The sequence below is a fragment of the Leifsonia sp. Y878 genome, assembly GCF_057669685.1.
The window spans coordinates 252,785-274,598 of sequence record NZ_JBYHFS010000002.1; the positions used below are offsets into that span (position 1 = coordinate 252,785).

The 21,814-nt window shown below is 64.6% G+C and carries 20 protein-coding genes, 1 tRNA gene and 1 other RNA gene; 15 read left to right on the top strand and 7 right to left on the bottom strand.

The window, feature by feature from the left end:
* Window positions 1–52 precede the first annotated feature (52 nt).
* Genes AC25Y4_RS07490 through yicI form a run of 3 tightly spaced genes read left to right on the top strand, consistent with a single transcriptional unit; the run spans window position 53 to window position 4,304 of the window.
* Window positions 53–1,015 (top strand): carbohydrate ABC transporter permease, encoded by a 963-nt coding sequence (locus tag AC25Y4_RS07490; protein ID WP_488119770.1) that lies wholly within the window; start codon window positions 53–55, stop codon window positions 1,013–1,015.
* Complete coding sequence (locus AC25Y4_RS07495; protein ID WP_488119771.1) at window positions 1,015–1,938, top strand: carbohydrate ABC transporter permease; 924 nt, start codon at window positions 1,015–1,017, stop codon at window positions 1,936–1,938. Before AC25Y4_RS07490 ends, AC25Y4_RS07495 begins: the two co-directional genes overlap by 1 nt.
* A gap of 2 nt (window positions 1,939–1,940) precedes the next feature.
* Window positions 1,941–4,304 carry an alpha-xylosidase gene (gene yicI, locus AC25Y4_RS07500; RefSeq protein WP_488119772.1) on the top strand — a complete coding sequence of 788 codons (2,364 nt, stop codon included), beginning with the start codon at window positions 1,941–1,943 and terminating at the stop codon, window positions 4,302–4,304.
* 130 nt (window positions 4,305–4,434) lie between these two features.
* On the opposite strand, the gene AC25Y4_RS07505 is transcribed toward yicI, so the two are convergent.
* Window positions 4,435–5,421, bottom strand: a complete 987-nt coding sequence (locus AC25Y4_RS07505) for an acetylxylan esterase (RefSeq protein ID WP_488119773.1) — start codon at window positions 5,419–5,421, stop codon at window positions 4,435–4,437.
* A 204-nt stretch (window positions 5,422–5,625) separates the two neighbouring features.
* Between AC25Y4_RS07505 and AC25Y4_RS07510 the strand changes: the two genes are divergently transcribed.
* From AC25Y4_RS07510 to menC, 9 genes are all read left to right on the top strand, one after another.
* Window positions 5,626–6,801: an ROK family protein gene (locus AC25Y4_RS07510; protein WP_488119774.1), complete on the top strand. Its 1,176-nt coding sequence runs from the start codon at window positions 5,626–5,628 to the stop codon at window positions 6,799–6,801.
* Between the two features lie 59 nt (window positions 6,802–6,860).
* Window positions 6,861–8,096, top strand: coding sequence for a multidrug effflux MFS transporter (locus tag AC25Y4_RS07515; protein ID WP_488119775.1), 1,236 nt, complete (start codon window positions 6,861–6,863; stop codon window positions 8,094–8,096).
* Window positions 8,097–8,152: 56 nt separating this feature from the next.
* On the top strand, window positions 8,153–9,052 hold the full coding sequence (locus AC25Y4_RS07520) for an alpha/beta fold hydrolase (protein ID WP_488119776.1): 900 nt from the start codon (window positions 8,153–8,155) through the stop codon (window positions 9,050–9,052).
* Window positions 9,045–9,653, top strand: a complete 609-nt coding sequence (locus tag AC25Y4_RS07525) for a TetR/AcrR family transcriptional regulator (protein ID WP_488119777.1) — start codon at window positions 9,045–9,047, stop codon at window positions 9,651–9,653. The genes AC25Y4_RS07520 and AC25Y4_RS07525 overlap by 8 nt, the downstream gene beginning before the upstream one ends.
* 62 nt (window positions 9,654–9,715) lie before the next feature.
* Entirely contained in the window at window positions 9,716–10,417 is a 702-nt protein-coding gene (locus AC25Y4_RS07530; protein ID WP_488119778.1) for a phosphatase PAP2 family protein, read from the top strand.
* 71 nt (window positions 10,418–10,488) lie between these two features.
* Entirely contained in the window at window positions 10,489–11,772 is a 1,284-nt protein-coding gene (locus tag AC25Y4_RS07535; protein WP_488119779.1) for a saccharopine dehydrogenase family protein, read from the top strand.
* 132 nt (window positions 11,773–11,904) lie between these two features.
* A complete protein-coding gene (locus AC25Y4_RS07540) occupies window positions 11,905–12,066 on the top strand; it encodes a hypothetical protein (protein ID WP_488119780.1) in 162 nt (53 codons plus the stop codon).
* Complete coding sequence (locus tag AC25Y4_RS07545) at window positions 12,056–12,865, top strand: hypothetical protein (protein WP_488119781.1); 810 nt, start codon at window positions 12,056–12,058, stop codon at window positions 12,863–12,865. Before AC25Y4_RS07540 ends, AC25Y4_RS07545 begins: the two co-directional genes overlap by 11 nt.
* A complete protein-coding gene (menC, locus tag AC25Y4_RS07550) occupies window positions 12,855–13,997 on the top strand; it encodes an o-succinylbenzoate synthase (RefSeq protein WP_488119782.1) in 1,143 nt (380 codons plus the stop codon). The genes AC25Y4_RS07545 and menC overlap by 11 nt, the downstream gene beginning before the upstream one ends.
* Window positions 13,998–14,014: 17 nt before the next feature.
* Here the strand turns inward: menC and AC25Y4_RS07555 are convergent, their stop codons facing one another.
* Together AC25Y4_RS07555 and AC25Y4_RS07560 are read right to left on the bottom strand one after the other, a co-directional pair.
* Entirely contained in the window at window positions 14,015–14,809 is a 795-nt protein-coding gene (locus AC25Y4_RS07555) for a cytochrome c oxidase assembly protein (protein ID WP_488119783.1), read from the bottom strand.
* Entirely contained in the window at window positions 14,802–15,350 is a 549-nt protein-coding gene (locus AC25Y4_RS07560; protein WP_488119784.1) for a DUF2243 domain-containing protein, read from the bottom strand. The genes AC25Y4_RS07555 and AC25Y4_RS07560 overlap by 8 nt, the downstream gene beginning before the upstream one ends.
* 153 nt (window positions 15,351–15,503) lie before the next feature.
* Here AC25Y4_RS07560 and AC25Y4_RS07565 point away from each other — a divergent pair, with 153 nt between their 5' ends.
* A complete protein-coding gene (locus AC25Y4_RS07565) occupies window positions 15,504–17,321 on the top strand; it encodes a helicase HerA-like domain-containing protein (protein ID WP_488119785.1) in 1,818 nt (605 codons plus the stop codon).
* Window positions 17,322–17,354: 33 nt separating this feature from the next.
* On the opposite strand, the gene AC25Y4_RS07570 is transcribed toward AC25Y4_RS07565, so the two are convergent.
* The 3 genes from AC25Y4_RS07570 to AC25Y4_RS07580 form a co-directional block, all read right to left on the bottom strand.
* Window positions 17,355–17,912, bottom strand: a complete 558-nt coding sequence (locus AC25Y4_RS07570; RefSeq protein WP_488119786.1) for a hypothetical protein — start codon at window positions 17,910–17,912, stop codon at window positions 17,355–17,357.
* Window positions 17,913–18,503: 591 nt separating this feature from the next.
* Window positions 18,504–18,591 (bottom strand) — tRNA-Ser (locus AC25Y4_RS07575).
* 134 nt (window positions 18,592–18,725) lie between these two features.
* Window positions 18,726–19,379 (bottom strand): SDR family oxidoreductase, encoded by a 654-nt coding sequence (locus AC25Y4_RS07580; protein ID WP_488119787.1) that lies wholly within the window; start codon window positions 19,377–19,379, stop codon window positions 18,726–18,728.
* A 95-nt stretch (window positions 19,380–19,474) separates the two neighbouring features.
* Here AC25Y4_RS07580 and ffs point away from each other — a divergent pair.
* Window positions 19,475–19,571, top strand: an RNA gene (gene ffs, locus AC25Y4_RS07585) — signal recognition particle sRNA small type.
* A 64-nt stretch (window positions 19,572–19,635) separates the two neighbouring features.
* Here ffs and AC25Y4_RS07590 read toward each other — a convergent pair.
* Window positions 19,636–20,343: a FadR/GntR family transcriptional regulator gene (locus AC25Y4_RS07590; protein ID WP_488120445.1), complete on the bottom strand. Its 708-nt coding sequence runs from the start codon at window positions 20,341–20,343 to the stop codon at window positions 19,636–19,638.
* A 232-nt stretch (window positions 20,344–20,575) separates the two neighbouring features.
* Between AC25Y4_RS07590 and AC25Y4_RS07595 the strand changes: the two genes are divergently transcribed.
* Complete coding sequence (locus AC25Y4_RS07595; protein ID WP_488119788.1) at window positions 20,576–21,814, top strand: aminotransferase class V-fold PLP-dependent enzyme; 1,239 nt, start codon at window positions 20,576–20,578, stop codon at window positions 21,812–21,814.

The window sequence follows — 21,814 nt, forward strand, 5'->3', positions numbered from 1 at the left end:
TAGCCGGGGGCCGCACGCGGCCCCCGGTTACCTCGCAAGGATAGGAATTCGCATGGCGACTTCTCTCGCACTCGACGAACCGGTACGTCGTAAGCCGCAGTACCGCAGCCTCATCCCAGGCAGCAGCAGTAAGGGCTTTTGGGTGTACCTCGTGCCCGGCCTCACGCTGATCACACTGATCATCCTGATTCCGCTGGTCTGGAACATCTACCTCACCTTCACGAAGTACAGGGGCATCAAGCCCCCGGAGTGGATCGGGCTCGACAACTGGGAGAAGCTCCTCGGCGACAGCACGTTCTGGGCATCGTTCAGCAACTCGATCGCCATGGTGGTTGCCATGGTCGTCGTGCCAACACTGCTCGGCCTCGTGCTCGCCGCCATGCTCTTCGACCTCATCGGCAAGAAGTTCGGCGGCAAGCTCGCCAGCTTCCTCCGTGCTACCTATTACCTGCCGCAGATCCTCCCAGGCGTGATCGCCGCGATCGTGATCGGCTGGATCCTCCGGCCGCAGAACGGCGCGCTCAACCAGGTGCTCGACGCAATCGGCCTCGGCTCGCTGCAGCACAACTGGCTCGGCAGCCCTGACACCGCGCTTCCCAGCATCATGGTCATCATGATCTGGGTGCAGCTCGGCTACCCGATCGTCATCTTCATGGCCGCACTGCAACGCGTCGACCCCGAACTCTACGAGGCTGCAGAGCTCGACGGAGCGAACTGGTTCCAGCGCTTCCGTGCGATCACAGTCAGCATCATCCGCCCAGAGATCTTCGTCGTCACCCTCACCTGCACGATCGCGGCGCTCAAGGTGTTCGGCCCCATCTACACGCTGACCGGCGGTGGCCCAGGCACGTCGACCATCGTCCCTGCCTACTACGCATACAGCGAGTTCTTCCAGTCACAGCAGGTGGGATACGGAGCCACCATCGCGACGGCACTCACGATTGTGGTCGCCGCTGTCGCAGTGGTATTCGTCATCGCCCAGACCCGGCTCGAGCGCAAGGAAGAGGAACGCTAATGTCGTCCAGCAGCACCACACTGGAGAAGCCGGCAGACGCCGCACGTCCGCAGCCCACCGTTTCACGCCCCGTGCCGAAAAAGGGCAAGGGCGGCATGACCCGGAAGACGCCAGGCGACTGGCTCATCCTCGTCGTCGCCATCCTGATCGGCCTGCTCATCGCCGTGCCGTTCCTCTTGATCTTGCTCAACTCGTTCAAATCGCCGAGCGAATACAACACGTCTGGCCCCCTCTCCGTTCCAAAGGAGCTCTATCTCGACGGCTTGACGTCGTTCTGGCAGCGCGTCAACTTCCCGGAGAAGCTCTGGAACAGCTTCTTCATCTCCGGCACCGTCGCGGTGCTCGCCGTCGGCATCTCGCTTCTCAACGCCTTCGCGCTCGGCATCGGGCGGGTCAAGGGCCGCACCTGGATCGTGCTCCTCATCCTGCTGGCCAACATGCTGCCGCAGGAAGTACTGCTCTACCCGCTCTACTTCATGTTCAAGCTGGTCGGGCTGTACGACAACCAGTGGGCCGTCATCATCATCTTCGTGGTGATCCAGAGTGCATTCGGCACCTACCTGCTGGCATCGGTGCTCGGCACCTTCCCGCGCGAGATCCTCGAGGCCGCCTCGATCGACGGCGCGAGCCGGTTCACCATCCTGTGGCGGGTCGTCTATCCCATCACCCGGCCGACGCTCAGCGTGCTGCTCATCTTCTTCTTCATCTGGACGTGGAACGAGTTCCTGATTCCGCTCACCTTCCTGGTGAGCAACGCCTCGCAGACCGTGCCCGTCGCGATCAGCGTGCTGCAGGGTGACCGCATGATGGACGTCACCACCACGAGCGCGTCCGCACTGCTCGGCCTGTTGCCGACGCTGATCTTCTTCCTCATCTTCCAACGCACCCTCACCAGGGGCATCACCGCAGGAGCAGTCAAGTAACCATGAAGTTCACCGATGGATTCTGGCACGCCAGGCCCGGCGTCGACGCGCTCTACGCCCAGGAGGCGTACGACATCGAGGTACAACGCACGGAGCAGCGTGGCGATGCGCTCCGCATCTCCGCCCCCACCAAGGTCATCGAGCGTCGCGGCGATGTGCTCAACCGGGCACTGCTCGGGGTGACGCTCACATCACCGCTCGATGGTGTCATCCGGGTGCGCATTGAGAAGGACACCGGCAGCCAGGTCGGGCCGGGCTTCGACCTCGTCGGGGCAGAGAACGGCCACGGCGAGATTGAGGTGACCGATGCCGGTGGCGCTGTGACGTCCGGCGAGCTCACCGCGCGCATTGCGCCAGGCGCCCCGTGGAACCTGACCTTCGAGGCCGCGGGCGAGGTGCTCACCTCGAGCGGCCACAAGTCGATCGGGTACATGAAGCTGCAGCCGGACGCCCCCATCACCACCGAGCCCGCCGGAGTGTCTGGCGTGACGACGACGGGCCTGGCGCCGGCATCCGCTTATGTGCACGGCCGCCTGTCGCTCGGCGTCGGCGAACTTGTCTACGGGCTGGGGGAGAGGTTCGGCCCGCTCGTGAAGAACGGCCAGACCATCGACATCTGGAATGCCGATGGCGGCACGTCGAGTGAGCAGTCGTACAAGAACATCCCGTTCTACCTCACTAACCGCGGTTATGGCGTGCTCGTCAACCACCCTGAGCACGTCTCGTTCGAGGTCGGCACAGAGTCGGTCGAAGAGGTGCAGTTCTCCGTCGCGGGGGAGGCGCTCGAGTACCTGGTGATCTACGGGCCGACCCAGAAGGAGATCCTGGAGCGCTACACCCGCCTTACCGGTCGCCCTGCGCGGGTGCCTGCCTGGTCATACGGGCTCTGGCTGTCGACCTCGTTCACCACGCAGTACGACGAGGCCACGGTGTCGAGCTTCATCGACGGCATGGCGGAGCGCGACCTGCCGCTCAGTGTCTTCCATTTCGACTGCTTCTGGATGCGTGAGTTCAACTGGACAGACTTCGAATGGGACCCGCGCGTCTTCCCCGACCCTGAGGGCATGCTGGCGCGACTGCATGACAAGAATCTGCACGTCAGCGCCTGGATCAACCCATACATCGCGCAGCGCGCCCCGATCTTCGAGGAGGCCAAGCAGGGCGGCTACCTCGTGAAGAAGCCGAACGGCGAGGTCTGGCAGTGGGACTTCTGGCAGGCCGGCATGGGCCTGGTCGACTTCACCAACCCCGAGGCCGTCACCTGGTTCCAGGGCAAGCTGCGCCACCTCTTCGACCAGGGCGTCGACGCCATCAAGACCGACTTCGGCGAGCGCATTCCAACGGATGTCGTCTGGCACGACGGCAGCTCACCTCTCGTCATGCACAACCTCTATACCCAGCTCTACAACAAGGCGGTCTTCGAGGTGCTCGAAGAGCACAGGGGCGAGGGCGACGCGGTGCTGTTCGCTCGCTCAGCCACGGTCGGCGGACAGATGCAGCCGGTGCACTGGGGCGGGGACAACTCCTCCAGCTTCGAGTCGATGGCCGAGACGCTGCGCGGCGGACTGTCGCTGGCCTTCAGCGGCTTCGGCTACTGGAGCCACGACATCGGCGGGTTCGAAGGCATGCCGGATGCCGCGGTGTTCAAGCGCTGGCTGGCCTTCGGGTTGCTGTCCAGCCACTCTCGCCTGCACGGGTCGACGAGCTACCGGGTGCCGTGGTTGTTCGATGACGGCAGCGAGGCACCGGGCCAGAGCGCTGTTGATGTGACCCGTCGCTTCACGACGCTGAAGCTTGAGTTGATGCCATACCTCTACCAGGTGGGCCTCGAGGCGCATCGCCACGGCATCCCGTTCATGCGTCCGATGCAGCTGGAATTCGGCGACGATCCTGCCACCGACTACCTCGATCGGCAGTACCTGCTCGGCTCAGACCTGCTCGTGGCGCCGGTCTTCAGCGCATCGGGCGACGTGCGGTACTACCTGCCGGCCGGCACCTGGACCAACTACCTCACGGGCGAAGTGGTCAGCGGCGGCAGCTGGCGCAGGGAGACGCATGCGTTCGACAGCATCCCGCTGTGGGTGCGCGAGGGCGCGGTCATTGTCACGGGCTCGCGAAGCGACCGCCCCGACTACGACTTCACCGAGGACGCACTCATCACGGTCTACCCCGGCTTCACCGGCAGCCGCACGGTCGAGGTGGCCAATCCACTCGACGGTTCGTCAATCAGTTTCACCGTGACGGCAGCGGATGACGCCATCACCGTGACCGCGTCGGCTGCGGGTTCGCAGCCTGCCGTCGCATTCCGCGCGCGCCGCGCCGGGGGCGACCCTGTCGCATCCGCTGACGGTACCGTCGCTCTCTAGCCTGTGAGCTGAACGCTCCCGGTGGTTGAGGAGCGCCCGCGGAACGAGGCCGCGTCTCGAAACCCACGCAACCCGATCTCAGGGCTGTGGGTCTCGAGACGGCCTGGCGGCCTCCTCGACCACCGGTTGGTCAGACTGCCGCAGCCATGCCACTCGTCGCGAACGCATTCGCGAAGAACGTGAGCGCGAGCTCGTAGTCGACGATGCCGCCACCCTCGTGCCCGTTGTACTCCCAGACCGAGATGTCCTTGTCGCTGGCATAGGCGTTGAACGCGCCGAACACCGTCGACGGCGGACAAATCGCGTCCATCAGGCTCGCCGAGAACAGCGCGGGTGCCTGGGCGCGCTTGGCGAAGTTGACGCCGTCAAAATAGGCCAGCACCCCGTGTGCCTGCGACACCTTGTCGCGGTGCACGGCGAGGTACGACGCGATCTCCCGGTATGGGTGCTCGTCGGTGATGCGGGTGGCGCGCGGGAAGTCGCAGAGGAACGGCACGCGAGGAGCGACAGCGGCAAGGCCGTCGACCAACCCGCTCACAGCGAGCGCGATGCCACCGCCCTGGCTTCCGCCGTAGACGGCGACCCGGCCGGCATCCACCTGGTCAAGTGCCCGCACGGTGTCGATCGCTCGCACCGCATCGGTGAACACCCTGCGGTAGTAATAGGTCTCTCTCGACTCGATTCCGCGGGTCATCATGCCGGGGTGCTGGGGGCCACTGCCCACCGGGTCTGGGGTATCGCCCTGGCTCCAGCCGGAGCCCTGACCACGCGTATCCATGTGAAAACTGACATAGCCAGCGGATGCCCACAGCAGGTTCTCGAGAGCATGGCCACGGCCGCCGCCGTACCCGATGAACTCGACAACGGCGGGCAGCGGTGTGCGTGCACCTGCCGGAATGCGCAGCCAGCCGCGGATGGGGTGCCCATCGCTGCCGGAGAACGTCACGTCGTAGACCTCAATCGAGGTCAGGGGCGTTTCGACACGCACGATGACGGGGTCGGCGGCCAGCTCACGCGCCGCAGCGATCGTGTCGGCCCAGAACTCGTCGAAGTCGGTTGGATCGGTCTGATCGCTCCGGTATTGCAGGAGCTCGGCTACGGACAGATCGGTGTTCATGCATCGTCGCTTTCACTGGTGATTACATCACGCGTGGACCCGACGACCACGGGTGTATTGCCTGCGCATCACGAGTGCCTGGCGCCCAGATGCGAATTTGTACAATATCACCACAAATAGCGGGGCTGTCGCTGTGATGGCCAGGATCGCCGGTAGCCTTGGAGGATTCAACGCGCCGGCTGTGCTGGTAACGAGGGGGCAGCCGTGCAGGGAAACAACCACGACGACGTTCGTCGACACAACCTGTCGACGATCCTTCGCCTGGTGCACCGGAACGGCGCGTCGTCGCGGTCACAGCTCACCCGTCTCACCGGCCTGAACCGGTCGACGGTTGCGGCGCTCGTCGCCGAACTCGTCGAACGCGGCCTCGCCGTCGAACGCGACCCTGACCCCACCAATCAGGTCGGTCGCCCGAGCCCGATCGTTGCGGTGAGCGCGCGTGTCGTGGCGCTGGCCATCAACCCGGAAATCGATGCGGTGACTGTCGGTATCGTGGGCCTCGATGGTGTCGTGCACCAGCGCATCCGCTTTCCGGTCGAGACGTCGCCGACGGCGGTCGAGGCCGTCAGCATCGCCGCCGGCATCATCGACGACCTGCGCGACGACCTTGCAGCGAACTTCAGGGTTGTCGGCATTGGCGTTGCCGTGCCTGGACTCGTCCGTGCGCACGACGGGCTCGTGCGGCATGCCCCGCATCTTGGGTGGGTCGACGAGCCACTCGCCGACATGCTGGAAGCAGCAACGGGCTATCCGGTCGTCGCGGCCAACGACGCAAGCCTCGGGGCAATGGCTGAGCGCTACTTCGGTGCAGGCAAGGGCATCTCTGACTTGATTTACCTGAACGGCGGAGCCAGCGGAATCGGCGGCGGCCTCATCGTCGGCGGCGTGGCCGTCGGGGGAGTCGCCGGCTATGCGGGGGAGTTCGGGCACACCAGGGTGAGCAGCAGCGACCACACGGACTCCACCGGCGTTAGCGGAACCCTCGAAGCCGAAGTCACCCGCCGCGACCTGCTCGCCGTGCTTGGCCTGAGTGGGGCGGATGCCGATGAGCTGGAAACCGCGCTCCTCGACTCTGATTCGGCGGAGGTGCGCAACACCGTCAACCGTCAGCTCGACTACCTGGCCGTTGCACTGGCCGGCGCCGTCAATATTCTGAATCCCCAGCTGATCGTGCTCGGTGGCTTCCTGGCCTCCTTGCTCGCCGTCGACCCAGAGCGGCTGAACGATGCCGTGGCTGAGCGCGCGCTTCCGGCGCCGTTCGGCAGTGTCCGGGTGGCCGCGGCCGAGTTGGGCTCCAGCCTGCTCATGATCGGGGCGGCTGAGCTCGCTTTCGAGCGCGTGCTCGATGACCCGAGCGGATTCCACCCCATCGCTTCCTGAGTCCGTTCGCGGCGCGCAGGCACTCCCTTTTCCCCTTATAACGACGAGGACACCAGTACGTGAGTTCTGTTTTTCACCCAGGAGATCGACTTTCCGCCCGCCAGCGACTGGTCTACATCCTGGTTCTTGGCGCGTTGACCGCGCTTGGCCCGTTCACCATTGACCTGTACCTGCCGGCATTCCCCATGCTCGAGAGCGACCTCGGTGTCTCAACGGCGGCGATCCAACTCACGCTGACCGGCACCATGATTGGTTTTGGCGTCGGGCAGCTGATTGTCGGTCCATGGAGCGACAAGGTCGGCCGCCGGTTGCCGCTCATTCTCGCGACGGCGTTCCACGTATTGGCCTGCGTTGGCGCCGCCCTGTCCGACGACATCCTGTGGCTCGGCGTGTTCCGCGTTCTGCAGGGATTCGGCGCCGCAGCGGGTGGCGTGGTGGCCATGGCCATGGTGCGCGACCTGTTCGGTGGCAAGCCCCTCGTGAAGATGCTGTCCCGACTGGCCCTGGTCAACGGGCTCGCGCCGGTGCTGGCCCCCGTGCTCGGTTCCCAGCTGCTGCTCGTGATGGACTGGCGCGGGATCTTCTGGGTGCTCGCCGCTTACGGAACACTGGTCATCGCTGCCGTGATGCTGTTCATCGTCGAAACCCTTCCGAAGGAGGAACGACACGTTGCCGGGCACAACACCCTGGGCCAGCGCTACAAGTCCGTGCTCACCGACCGGGTCTTCGTCGGCGTCGCGATTGTCGGGGCGATGACCTTCACCGGCCTGTTCGCCTACCTGTCGGCGTCGCCATTCCTGTTCCAGCAGGTCTACGCGTTCAACCCGCAACAGTACGGGTTGCTGTTCGCGGTGAACTCCATCGGCGTCATCATCGGCGTGCAGGCCAGTTCTCGGCTGATGCACTCGTCTGATGTTCCGCCGCAGTGGATCCTGGTGGTCACGACTGCTGTGATGGCGGCCATGGCTGTGGTCATCGTCGTCCTCGACCAGGCGGGCGTCGGCCTGTGGGGCACACTCATCCCGCTCTGGTTCTTCATCGCTGCCTGTGGCTTCAGCTTCCCCTGCACCCAGGTCATCGCCCTGAACGCCCACGGCCATGAGGCCGGTACGGCGGCCTCGCTGCTCGGGGCGGCAAACTTCGGAATCGCCGGGCTGGTGTCGCCCATTGTCGGCCTGCTCGGTGTCGCAACGGCCACGCCAATGGGTGGGGTGATGATCGTGACCTCCCTTATCTCGATCGTCGTGCTGTGGACCGTCGTGCGCCCGCGCTCCGTCCCTGCCCTTGCGCACTAGAAGGGCACGGAAAGCAGGGGTTGACAGCTAAAGCTAATGCCATTAGCTTTAGGGCTATGAACATTTCCGAAAGCCAGAATGTGCGCTACCTCGCACGACCAGACGGTCGCATCTCCTACACAGTCGACGGTTCGGGTCCGCTCGTCGTCGCCGTTCCCGGCATGGGCGATCTGCGCTCCAGCTACCGCGAGGTCGTCCCCGCGCTTGTCGCCGCCGGCTTCCGCGTGGCCGTCACCGACCTCCGCGGACACGGACAGAGCGACACCACCTTTCGGGTCCATGGAGATGTGGCCACGGGCGAAGACCTGCTCGCCCTGATCGATGAACTCGGCGGCTCGGCCGTCGTGCTCGGAAACTCCATGGGTGCGGCAGCCGCAGCGTGGGCCGCAGCCGAGCGACCTGAGGCGATCGCTGGACTCGTCATGTACGGGCCGATCCTGAGGGATGCGCCAACAAACGCCGTCGTGCGCGCCGCTATGCAGCTGTTCTATCACGTCGCTCTCGCCCGGCCGTGGGGCGCAGCCTTCTGGTCGGCGTTCTATCGGTCGCTCAACAAGGGAACGCGCGCACCCTGGCTGGACGAGCATGTCGCTGCCATCCGCTCGACCCTGCGCGAGCCTGGTCGGTTGCGGTCATTCAGAGAGCTGGCCCTGCAACTCGACCACACCGTCGTGGAGGCCAGGCTGGGTGAGGTGACGGCCCCGATCCTGGCATTCGTGGGCGACCTGGACCCCGATTACCGTGATCCAGCCGCCGAGAGCGATTGGATCGCCTCCCTCGGAGCGCACGCGCACTCGACACTGGTGCCGCAGACCGGTCACTATCCACATGCTCAGCGCCCCGACCTGGTCGTGCCGGCGACGGTCGAGTTCCTCAGTACTCTTCGAAGCGGCGCTCTTCGAAGCAGCACCCTGCGCAATGACGCTGTGACGGATGCCTGGGCGTCGCGTGCCTAGGGCAGGGCTCAGTCGCCAGGCGGTCACCAACGCCGCACTCGACGTCATCGATGCCGGGGGAACCGCAGGCTTTGGCACCCTGACACTCGCGGCTGTCGCAGCGCAGGTGGGGGTGGCGGTGCCCAGTCTCTACAAGCATGTCGCGTCGCTGACAGACCTGCGCCGATCGGTTGCCATCCTCTGTGTGACCGAGTTCACCGCCACGATCGAAAGCGCGGCGATCGGCCGCGCCGGGCCGGAAGCGCTCAGGGCGGTGGCACACGTCATGCGGGCATTCGCGACCGCCCACCCTGGCCGCTACGCCGCGACGCAGGTCGCAGCGGATCCTGCCGACCCGGCGGATGCCGAACTTGCCGCAGCCAGCGCAGCCACACTCACCGCCCTGGCGAGAGTTCTGCGCGGGTTCGACCTTCCCGCCGATCTCACCGTTGAGGCGATTCGGATCATGCGCTCAGCGCTGCACGGTTTCATCGTGCTGGAACTCGGCGGGGGGTTCAAGCTGCCGGACGACCTTGATCGCAGTTTTGAGCTCCTCGTCACGATTGTCATCGCCGGCATCGACACGCTGGCCGCTGGCATCGACACGCTGGCCGCCGAATAGTAGCGGCGGGGTCGTCCGGCGGCACTGGGCGACCTCGTAGCAGTGTCACTTACCATGGGCAGATGGAGCATGAGGGAGCAGCTGAGACCGCTGCCGGTCCGAAGACCAGGCGGTTCAGTCGACGTTGGCCGCTGATCAGCGGAATCGGAGCACTCGTTCTCGCCGCCCTGCTTGGAGCCCTGCTCGTGATCAGGGCGAACGGCAATCCGACCGGCATCGACGTGGAATGGATGGATGAGATCGTCGAGCACCGCTCGCCGATCTGGGAGATTCCGTCGTTGGCCATGAACTACATTGGCGGCGGCATCGTGGGCGTCTTTGTGGTGCCGATTGCGATCATCGTGTTGCTTCTTGTCTTCAAACGCCCGACCGCAGCCGTCTACTACCTGGCGGCGACGCTGGTCAGCTCAGGGCTGGTGCAGATCCTCAAACACACCTTCGGCAGGGCGCGCCCAGAAGACATCCTTGTGCACTCCGATTTCGGCTCATTCCCCTCTGGGCACGTCGCCAATGCCGCCACCATGGCGGTGGCGCTCGGCATCATCTTCGCGAAGGTGTGGGTCTGGGTTGTCGGCGCGATCTACACCGTCGTCATGATGCTGAGCCGCACCTATCTCGGCGCGCACTGGCTGACGGACACCATCGGCGGCCTGCTCATCGGCGTCGGCGTCGCCCTCCTGGTGTGGGTGCCGCTGGCGGCACGGCTCGATGGCGAGCGGCAGTTGCGGATGCGACATCGTTCGCTGCCGCGCACATCAGAGTAGGCCTGGGGTGGCGTTGGTCGTTTCGCGGCGGAAGCGCGACAGCAGCCGACCCCGCACTGTAGCGTCATGGCATGAGAATTCTGATTGTCGGGGCTGGGGGCGTTGGGGACGCGATTGCGAAGATCGCGGCGAGGCGTTCGTTCTACGAACACATCGTGGTGAGCGACTTCGATCTGGCGAGGGCGATCCGCACGATTGCGGCGATCGAGAGTCGCCTCGGCGCAGAGACGGCCAGTCGCTTCAGCGCCGCCCAGATCGATGCGAGTGACCCAGACGCGGTGACACGGGTGGCCAGGGAGCACGCCATCACGCACGTCATGAACGCCGTTGAGCCGAAGTTCGTGCCGACGATCTTTGCCGGGGCGCTCGCCGCAGGGGCCGACTACATCGACATGGCTATGAGCCTGTCAGAGCCGCACCCCACAGAGCCACACTCACTCACCGGCGTGAAGCTCGGTGACGACCAGTTCGCCCAGGCCGGCGATTGGGAGAGCGCAGGTCGGCTCGCACTCGTTGGCATGGGCGTCGAACCCGGACTCTCCGATGTGTTCGCGCGCTACGCGTCCGACCATCTGTTCAGCGAGATCGACGAACTCGGCACCCGCGATGGCGCCAACCTCGTGGTGCGCGACGAATCCGGAAACGAGGTCTTCGCGCCGTCGTTCAGCATCTGGACCACGATCGAGGAATGCTTGAACCCGCCGGTGATCTTCGAGAAGGACCGCGGCTGGTACACCACCCCGCCGTTCAGTGAGCCGGAGACCTTCGTCTTTCCTGAGGGCATCGGCGCCGTTGAATGCGTGAACGTCGAGCACGAAGAGGTGCTGCTGATGCCGCGCTGGCTTGACGCGAAGCGCGTGACCTTCAAGTACGGACTGGGCGAAGAATTCATCGGCGTGCTGAAGACACTGCACCTGCTCGGACTCGACAGCGTGGCGCCGGTGCGCGTGCGAAGCGCTGCAGGGCCCGTCGAGGTCGCGCCACGCGATGTGGTGGCCGCCAGCCTGCCTGACCCGGCACAGATCGGGCCGCGGATGACGGGCAAGACGTGCGCCGGAGTGTGGGTGACCGGCACCGGTATCGATGGGCAGCCCCGCGAGGTCTACCTGTATCACGTGAGCGACAACGAGTGGACGATGGCGGAGTACGACGCGCAGTGCGTGGTCTGGCAGACGGCGCTGAACCCGGTCATCGCCCTCGAACTGCTGGCGAAGGGGATCTGGACGGGAACCGGCGTGCGGGGTCCTGAGTCTTTCGATGCCACACCGTACCTTGACCTGATGAAAGCGCCGGAGGCATCCGGTGGATATGGCCAGGCCTGGGGCCTGGAGGAGCGAACGCCGGCGGCTCGCTGAATTCGGCCAGGGCTGCGCGTTGGCCAGGGCTGCGTTCTCGCCCTGCCCTCGGGCCTGGTGGCACCCCTTTCAGGGGTGGACGATGGATGCCTGAGGGCATTAGCTATACGTGGGGGGCAGAAGACTTGTCCGTTGATCGGTGTCTCGCCATCGCAGCCGAGTGAACAGGTCTCAGCTGTGATGGCGAGCGACAACGACAATGACCGCGACAACGACAGCGGCACCTCTGCCGATGACAATTCTGGTGCTGCGTGGTGGCCGACCGATGTGGTCTACTCAATGCATGAGCGTTGACCCCGAACTCGTGCGCGCCGCATACCGCCAGGCAGATGCTGCTGCTGAGGCGGCAGGGGTGAGCGTGCGGATGGCCGAACCGGGTGACATGAACGCCGTCGTTGGACTATTCGAACGAACGTGGGGGCTCGGACGCAGCCCAGACCGCTCGTTGCTTCTCGCGCTCGACTACGCAGGCAACACCGTGCTCATTGCTGTCGCAGAGGGCCGGCCCGTCGGGGCGGCGCTTGGGTTCCTCGGCTGGAACGACGGCGTCCATCTGCACTCCCATATGGCTGCGGTGGTGCCGTGGCGGCGAAGCGGTGGCGTCGGCTACGCCATCAAACTGTTTCAGCGGGCACTCTGCCTCGAGCACGGTGTCACCGACATGCGGTGGACGTTCGACCCGCTCATCCGTCGCAACGCCCATTTCAACCTGGTGAAGCTGGGCGCCGAGGTTGTGCGATTCCTGCCCGATTTCTATGGGCAGCTCGACGATGCCATTACGGGCAACGACCATAGCGACCGCTTCGAAGTGCGCTGGAATCTGGCCTCTCCCCGGGTGAACAACGCCCTGACCGGTGTTGCCCCGCCGAATTGGACGCCGACAGCAGGCTTCGAGCTTGCTCCCGACTTCGAGCAGCTGCGCGTCGCAGAGCCAGAGACCGCCGCCGCCATGCGCCAGCAGTCGCGTACCGTCTTCACCGACGCCTTCCTAGTCGGCCTGCGCCCCGAATTGAATGCCATCAACGACTACGTGCTCACCAGCGACCCTGTGCTCACCACCGACCCTCCGGACGGAACCCCGCGTGAAGCTTGAATCGATCACCCTGCACCGCGTAGCGATGCCACTCGTGCGCCCCTTCGAGACCTCGTTCGGCCGGCAGGTCGCCAGGGTGGTGCTCCTCGTTCACGTGCGCGGACGCACGGCCGGCGCTGAGACCGAAGGCTGGGGAGAGTGCGTTGCGGGGGAGGGACCGCTGTACAGCTCTGAGTACGTCGACGGATGCGAACACGTCATTCGCCACTACCTGGCCCCAGCGTTGCTGGCCGCCGATGACATCACAGCGGAGAGCATCGCTGGCCTGCTGACGTTCGTAGTGGGGCACCGCATGGCCAAGGCGTCGCTGGAGGCGGCGATCCTCGACGCAGAGCTGCGGGCATCCGGAATCTCCATGGGCACGTATCTGGGCGCCACAGCCGACTGGGTCGACTGCGGAGTGTCTGTGGGCATCAGCCCAGACCTCGACACGTTGCTCGACGAGGTGTCTGGTTACGTCGAGGCCGGCTACCGGCGCATCAAGCTGAAGATCAAGCCGGGCTGGGACCTCGAGCCGGTCGCCGCCGTGCGCGTTCTCATTGGGGCGGATGTCCCACTCCAGGTCGACGCGAACACCGCGTACACCGTCGAAGACATCGACCACCTGCGCGAGCTCGACGCCTACGGGTTGCTCCTGATCGAGCAGCCGTTCGTCGAAGAAGACATTGCAGCGCACGCGGTGTTGGCGCGGGCCATCGCGACGCCGGTCTGTCTCGACGAGTCGATCGTGAACGTCGACGTGGCCATTGACGCGATCGAGCGCGGGGCGACATCGGTGATCAACATCAAGCCGGGCCGCGTCGGCGGGTATCAGGAAGCGGTGCGCATTCACGACGTATGCCAGGCGCTTGAGGTACCTGTGTGGTGCGGCGGAATGCTGGAGACCGGTATCGGCAGGGCTGCGAATGTGGCGCTCGCCGCGCTGCCTGGCTTCACGCTGCCCGGCGATACCTCTGCATCTGACCGGTACTTCGCCGAGGACCTCATCGAGGAGCCCTTCGTGCTCGGCGACGGTGAGCACACGGGTCAGTTGCGCGTGCCGACAGGGCCGGGCACAGGGGTGACCGTGCGGCAGGGCCTCGTGCGCGACTGGGCGCTGGCAACGCCCATCGAACTGCTGCGCGGCCGATAGGTTTCCGGCTCGCGCCTTCAGGCTGAACTCGCGCTCGGCAGAGCAACCCTGGGCGGCTTCGGTCGGGTTGCTGCGAACCATTGGCTGCAGAACACGACAATCACGACGAGATCGATAACGTCGCCCCCGTAGTACATGATCATGCTTCCGATCTCCGCCTGGGGCGCAGGAACCCCGGCAGGCGGATGCACATACAGGTACTTGGCCAGGATGTCGTGCCCGGCCAAGGCAATGACCAGGACGATGGCCCGATAGAGGTAGCCAGAACGGTGCGGAGCGGGATCCACACTGATCATGGACACAGTGAACAGGTAGCCGGCGACGAAAACGTGGATGTGCACGACGAACAGGAGCAGTGCGTTGTCGTGCATGGCCGGGTAGAGCGCCGTCGTATAGAGGGCCCACAGCCCGCCCATGTTCAGCACCGTTGCGACGATCGGATGCGTGAAGAAGCGAACCAGCGGTGACCTGAGGACCGCAGAGAGTCGTCGTGCGGGTACAACGTCGAGGGTGCGAAGTGCGAGCGTTATGGGGGCAGCGAGCACCAGCAGAAGCGGCGCCAGCATTCCCAGAAGGAGATGCCCGACCATATGGGCGCTGAAATTCTCATGGCTCGCATCGGCGATGGGTCCGACGGCGGCAACCCACACAGCGAGCACGCCGCCTATCCACAGCGCCGACCGGTACAAAGGCCATGGTCGACGCCTGCGATTTCGAATTGCGGGCACGACATAGGCGAGCGCGACGAGCACCATCCCCAGGCTCAGTACGACACCCAGGATTGCGGGATTGCCCGGAGCGTGGTTAGGCAAGGTTCTCAGGTGCGGGTGCGGGTGCGGGTGCAGGTGGGGGAGGTGCTGGCACGGTCGTCGCAGCCGAGTGACGTGTCCGAATCACCAGGATGAGGCCGATGACGATCATGATGCCGGCGAGGATGTTCCAGGTCAGGTCGTAGGGGAGGAGATCAACGTCGTACCTGATCTGGTGCAATCCCATCACTTTGTGCTGGATCGTCCCGTCATAGAGCTGGAAGATCCCTGCGCCAAGAAGAACGCCTCCCCACCATCGTGTCCACCACACGGCATGCCGACGAAACAGGTCCGCGAGCAGAAACAGGGCGCCGACCATGGCGAACCACCCGAAGGCGTGGAAGATCCCGTCAGAGACGAGTCCGACATCCGGCGTTGACCTGTCGTAGAAGTGATGCCAGTGAAGCAATTGGTGGAACACAGTTTCGTCGATGAACGCTGCGACTCCCACGCCAAGCAGCAGGCCGGAGACGAGGTTTCGGCCTCGGTAGAGCCGCCGAGCTTCCGTACTGGCAGCGTGTTCTTCACGTGTATCGCTGGTCATGCGTATCCTCGCTTCACCTCGTAGGCGCTGGCCAATCGTGGAGACGTTGTCTATACCTCCAGCGTGCTCCTGACGGCTCGTGCGCTCAAGGACGAACGAGCGAAATCGGCCTGTGCCTAGTACCGGGTGAGCACGCGGCCTACACTTCTGGCCATGAGCCCCAGCGACGTGGATCCGGTAGCAGCAGCACAGGCAGAGGCGGATGCCGCCCTCGCCGCAGCCAAACAGGCGCAGGCCGATGCGGAGGCGGCGGTCAAGCGGGCGCAGGAGGCAGCCGTTGCCGCTGCCACGCATGCCGAAGCGCTGGCGCGGGCCACGCAGGCGGCGCAGCCGACCGCCGCTGAGCCGAGTGCGGCATCCGCTTCAGCCAGTGGCGGCCCGCTCGACGACAGCCATGTCGACGCCATCCGCGCCGGCTACGCCTTCGATTCGCCCGCCCTTGAAATGGGTGCCCTGGTCAACGGCGAGGCCAGACCTGACGTGCCCATTCGTATCCCGCTGGCCATGACCAACCGGCACGGCCTGGTGGCCGGAGCCACTGGAACGGGCAAGACCAAGACGCTGCAGGTGCTGGCAGAGCAGCTCTCGGCCAACGGCGTCGCGGTGTTTGCGGCCGACATCAAGGGCGACCTCTCCGGCATCGCAACAGCCGGCACCCCGAATGACAAGCTTCTGGCGCGTACGCAGGAGATCGGGCAGAACTGGCAGCCCGTCGCGACGCCCACCGAGTACTTCTCCCTCGGCGGCATCGGCACCGGGATACCCATCAGGGCGACGGTCGCCGGCTTCGGGCCGCTGCTCCTCTCCAAGGTGCTCGGCCTGAACGACACCCAGGAGTCGAGCCTTGGCCTGGTCTTCCACTACGCAGACAAAGCTGGGCTTCCGCTGCTCGACCTCACCGACCTGCGCGCTGTGCTGAGCTTCCTGATCAGCCCGGAGGGCAAGGGTGAGCTCACCGAACTCGGCGGCCTCTCCAGCGCGACGGTGGGGGTGATCCTGCGCGAGCTCATCACGTTCGCCGACCAGGGAGCGGATGTCTTCTTCGGCGAACCCGAGATCGACACCGCTGAATTCCTCGCCCAGACGCCCGACGGCAGGGGAGTGGTCAGCCTGCTCGAGGTGCCAGGCGTGCAGGACAAGCCAGCACTGTACTCGTCCTTCCTCATGTGGCTGCTCGCCGACCTCTACAACGACCTGCCGGAGGTCGGTGACCTCGACAAGCCCAAGCTGGTGTTCTTCTTCGATGAGGCCCACCTGCTGTTCAAGGACGCGTCGAAGGATTTCCTGGCGTCGATCACGCAGACCGTGCGTCTCATCCGTTCAAAGGGAGTGGGCATCTTCTTCGTGACGCAGACGCCGAAGGATGTGCCGGCCGACGTGCTGTCGCAGCTCGGGTCGCGGGTTCAGCACCAACTGCGGGCGTTCACCCCCGACGACGCGCAGGCGTTGCGCCAGACGGTATCGACGTACCCCAACTCCGGCTATGACCTCGCTGAGGTGCTGACAACGCTCGGCACCGGCGAGGCGATTGTGACGGTGATGAACGAGAAGGGCGCGCCGAGCCCGGTCGCCTGGACCCGGTTGCGGGCACCGCAGGGGTCGATGGTGCCGACGGCGGCGGAGCAGATCGAGCAGACTGCCCATGCCTCGCCCCTGTTCGCGAAGTACGGCACGCCCATCGACCGCGAATCGGCCAGGGAGATGCTCGCCGAGAAGCTAGAGGCGGCCAACGAAGCTGAGTCGGCCAGGGAATCAGCACGTGCCTCAGGCGCAACCCAACAGACCGCGGCGGAGAAGAAGGCGCAGGCCGAATACGACCGACTGATGAAGGAGACCACAGGTACCTCGCGCGCACGTACCCGGTCGCAGCCGCAGAAATCCGTTGTCGAACAGGTGCTCGGATCGTCGGTGACGAAGACCATTCTCACGGGTGTCGTCGCAGGAATCTTCGGAACGAGGCGCCGGCGCTAGCGTCAGCTCTCGGGGACTGTCGTTCGGCTGGCCTCAGCGGGCCGCGCGGGTTCCGACGGGGCGGCGCTCAAACCAGTACAACAGCTCAGGACTCGTGCGGTTGAGGTCGCGCAGGGTGACGGGTTCTTCGACACGGATGATGGGCGCGGCCAGCACGTCGATGACCGTTTCCATGTCGGCCAGTGCCCAGAACTGTCCGCGCATGCGGAGGGCCACGGTGCCGTCTGACTTCCTGACGAAGAGATTGGTATGGGTGTCGAGGGTGTCGCTCTGGTACAACTCAACCATCATGATGCTGTCGACGGCGGCAGCCGAGTATCGCGTCGTGCGTCCGAAGAACCCACGCTCGGTGAACCCGATGGGCGAGACGACGATCTTGAGATGTTGGTGCGAGTAGATGGCGTAGAAGATGCACGACGCCGCAATGACCTGCACGATAGCGACGGGGAGCCAGAGACCGCGAGGAATGGTGAGCCAATAGAGCACGGCGAACAGGGGAACGAAGAACGCCAGAACGGCAGTCAGGCCCTGCTTGAAGAGGTGCCCAAGCGGACGTAACTCCGTCGCACGCTGCGCCCCCTCGAACAACACCCTGACCCCTTAGCTCAATTCATTCAGGGCAAGGCGGGGATGTTCCCCCAACGCAATTGACCTAGAAAATCTGACGATGAAATCACCTGCAACTGCAGGCGCCTGACGCTCCCCAGCGCCAGGATTTTATGTATTTAGTGAAAGCTACCGCGTTGAGCGCTGCGCTGCGGTATCAAACACCCCCGAGTCTGCCCCAACAATCGGGGGCAGAACGATGGTGTACCCCCCGAGTCTGCCCCACTTTGCGCATGCGTCATAGCCACACTTTGGGGGGTGTGTCATTGCGGCGGTTCTTGGGTCGCACTCATCGAGCTAGCCCGTCCGCTGGAAGCCTGTCACAGCGCTGATGTGGCCTATTTTGGACAACGTTTAGTCGTTAAGCAACAAATCACGCAAAACTGCGGCGGCGCCCTCGAGTCGCCTCGAATCACAATCCTGTTAACGACGTAACGCCCGACCTGAGGCCGGGCGTTACGTTGTTGGCGGAGAATGGGGGACCCCGTCGTTCGGGCTCCGCCCTCACTCCTCCTCGAATCACAATTCCTGTTAAAAGAAAGAAGAGCCCGACCTTCGGCCTGGCTCTTCTTTCTTTGGCGGAGAATGGGGGATTCGAACCCCCGAGGGCTTTCACCCAACACGCTTTCCAAGCGTGCGCCATAGGCCACTAGGCGAATTCTCCAACTGAGTCGTACCCCGAAGGACAACGACCTCAAAGAATCTTACCCGGTCGGAGAGGGTGCTCGTGCCACCTCGAGGCGAGCGGCCGAAAATACGGGCAACTCAACCGGTATGCGCGTCGATCGCGAACGCGGGTCAACTGGTGAGAGCCGCAACGGCGTCCCGCACCGGAACGTCGCCACTGATCGCCTCGAACTGCGTACGCACGGCTTCCCCGGTCACGAGGAGGTCGGCGAGGAGGGCGGCGACATCCGCTCGAGGGATGCTGCCGCGACCGGTCGACGCGGCGAGATTCACGGTGCCGGTTGCCGGATCGTCGGTGAGGCTCCCCGGGCGCACGATCGTCCAGTCGAGGCTGCGGCCCCGCACGTTGGCATCCGCTTCGCTCTTAGCCTTCAAGTAGACCTGGAACACGTCGTCAGAGTCCGGGTCGAAGTCATCGGCCGACATCGCTGAGACCAGCACGTAGCGACGGATGCCCGCCGCCTCTGCCGCATCGGCCAGCAGTATCGCGGCGTCACGGTCGACGGTCAGTTTTCGCTCTGCCGTACTGCCCGGACCTGCGCCCGCTGCAAAGACAACCGCTTCAACGCCCTGCAAATCGGTCGCAAGAGTTGCTGCATCGATCGCCTCAAGGTCGATCTGTACCGGTATCCCTCCAGCGACCAACACGTCGGTGGCATGCTCAGGGTTGCGAATCAGGGCAACGGCCTGGTGGCCGGCGTCTGACAACTGTTTTTCGAGGAGCAACGCGATCTTGCCGTGCCCACCTGCAATGGCGATTCTCATGGGTGATACCTCCGACTCCAGTGAACGCCCGCACCAGCAAAGGTGCAAGCTGACCTCGTGGATCGCGCGATGCGCAGAGTTCGATTAGTATGGTTCATGGCTCCCCGCGTGGCGCCATCCAGGCCAACTCCCCCAGGACGGAAACGTAGCAAGGGTAACCGGGCTCTGGCGGGTGCGCGGGGAGTCTTTATCGTTAACTCCCGTGATGGCAGCGGAGCCTTGAGCTACCAGCCATATAAAGGCGGGCAGCCAACGCTCAGGTCGAGGCGGGAGGCCGTGGGCGAGCCGCAGGTCGGTGCTCCCTCGCCCAACGCTCGGTTTGAAGAACGTGAGCAGAGGCTGCCGTTGCAGCGGTCGCCGGGTCCCGAGCGATCAGGGCGTTCAAGATTTCGCGGTGCGAAACATCGCTCTGTGCCTTGATTTCCGGCCCCGCGGGCAGATCGAACAGCTGATACGACCGGGACCGAGACCGGAACACCCGCAAGAGCACAGCAATCGTGGCATTCTGCGCGAGCAGGCTGATGCCATCGTGAAACTGCGCGTCGAGGTCTGAGGCGGTCTCAAGATCTGTGGCCTGTTCGAGTTCATCGAGGATCGCGCTGAGCTCCAGCGCCACCGCATCCGTCATCTGCGCTGCGGCCTGTGAAGCTGCGTGAGATTCGAGCACGCGACGTGATTCGAACATGTCGATCAGACCCTCGAGTGGCATGAGGTCGACGGTCAGGGCCAGCGCCCCAATGATGTTGTCCGGGCCAAGCGCTGACACGTACGTGCCTGAGCCGTGGCGAGATTCGATCACGCCAAGTGCGCCAAGCATGCGGACCGCCTCACGCAGCGAGCCACGCGATACTTGCAGGCGATCGCAGAGCTGCGCCTCGGACGGGAACTGCTGGCCAGGAGTGAGTTCGCCAGAAGCAATGATGTGGCGCAGCCCGTGGAATGCGTCGTCGATAGCGCTGATTATGTGCCTCCTGCCGAGGGCGTGATGTGCACGCAGTGATCAGCATACGGCGCAAAAGATGTCTGATGACGTAACTCAGACGTAACAACATATGGCTAGTTATCTGATGAATTCGTCTATATGCTCCCACTTGTCGACATATTTGTCGCGGTTATAGCCAAGTCATCCAATAACTTGGCGAACCGCGGGCGGGGTGCCGGCGCAGATTGTGCACACACAAGGAAGTGATAACGAGATGACCTCGACCAACGCGCCCACTACTGCCGCTCTGGCCGTCGGCCCGCGCGCGCTCACCCTGCCTGACGGCGCCCCGGCGGCTGCAGCGTGGACGCTCTCGGCGAGAGCGTTGCACATCAACCACGGCTCATTCGGTGCGGTGCCCCGCGTCGCCCAAGTACACCAGAATGCCCTCCGTGCCGAGATGGATGCCGATCCGGTCGCCTGGTTCTCCTTCTTGCCGACTCGGATCGGTGAGGTGCGCCGCGAGCTCGCAGCTTTCCTCGGCGCGGCACCGGAGCACGCGGCGATCGTTCCAAACGCAAGTGCGGGTGCCAGCGTCGTGTACTCGAGTTTGCCGATGCCGCTGGGCGCCGAGATCGTAGTCACTGACCACGGCTATGGAGCCGTGACGATGGGGGCCGAACGCATGGCCCGACGCAGGGGTGGCAGCGTGCGCACCGCGCATGTTCCGTTGGGGGCCACGCCGGAGCAGGCGCACGACGCGGTCATGGATGCCTGCACCGACAAGACCCGGCTCATTGTGATCGACCACATCACCTCGGCGACAGCGCGGTTCATGCCGGTCGCCGCGATCTCGGCATCCGCTCGCGAACGCGGGATCGTCACGCTTGTTGACGGGGCGCATGTGCCGGGCCTCTACGCCGATCCGCTGGACGGAATCGACTGTGACTTCTGGGTCGGAAACCTGCACAAGTTCGGCTGCGCACCACGCGGCACGGCGGTACTCGTCGCCGGCTCCGATCTTCGCGATGAGCTGTTCCCGTTGATCGATTCCTGGGGCGCCCCGTTGGCATTCCCTGAACGCTTCGATTCCCAGGGCACCCTCGATCTGACCAACTACCTCGCTGCCCCGACCGCGACGGGATTCATCGCGGATACCTGGGGCTGGGATGGCGCCCGTCGCTACATGACTGCGCTCGCCGACTACGCCGAGAGCATCATCGCAACGGCTTTCGCCGAGCAAACCGGCCAAGACCACCGCGTCGATGTCGGAGCCTCCACCAACGCGCTGCGCCTGGTGCGCTTGCCCGACGGCCTGGCCCGCACGCATCCGGAAGCCGACGCCCTGCGCAACCGCGTCGTCACCGAGTTCAACGTCGAGGCCGCATTCACCAGTTTCGGGGGAGTCGGATATTTCCGTCTCTCAACGCACGTGTACAACACGGCGGCAGATTTCGAAGAATTCGTAGAGCGTATGGTTCCGACGCTCTGCGACTGGGCGCGACGCAGCTAG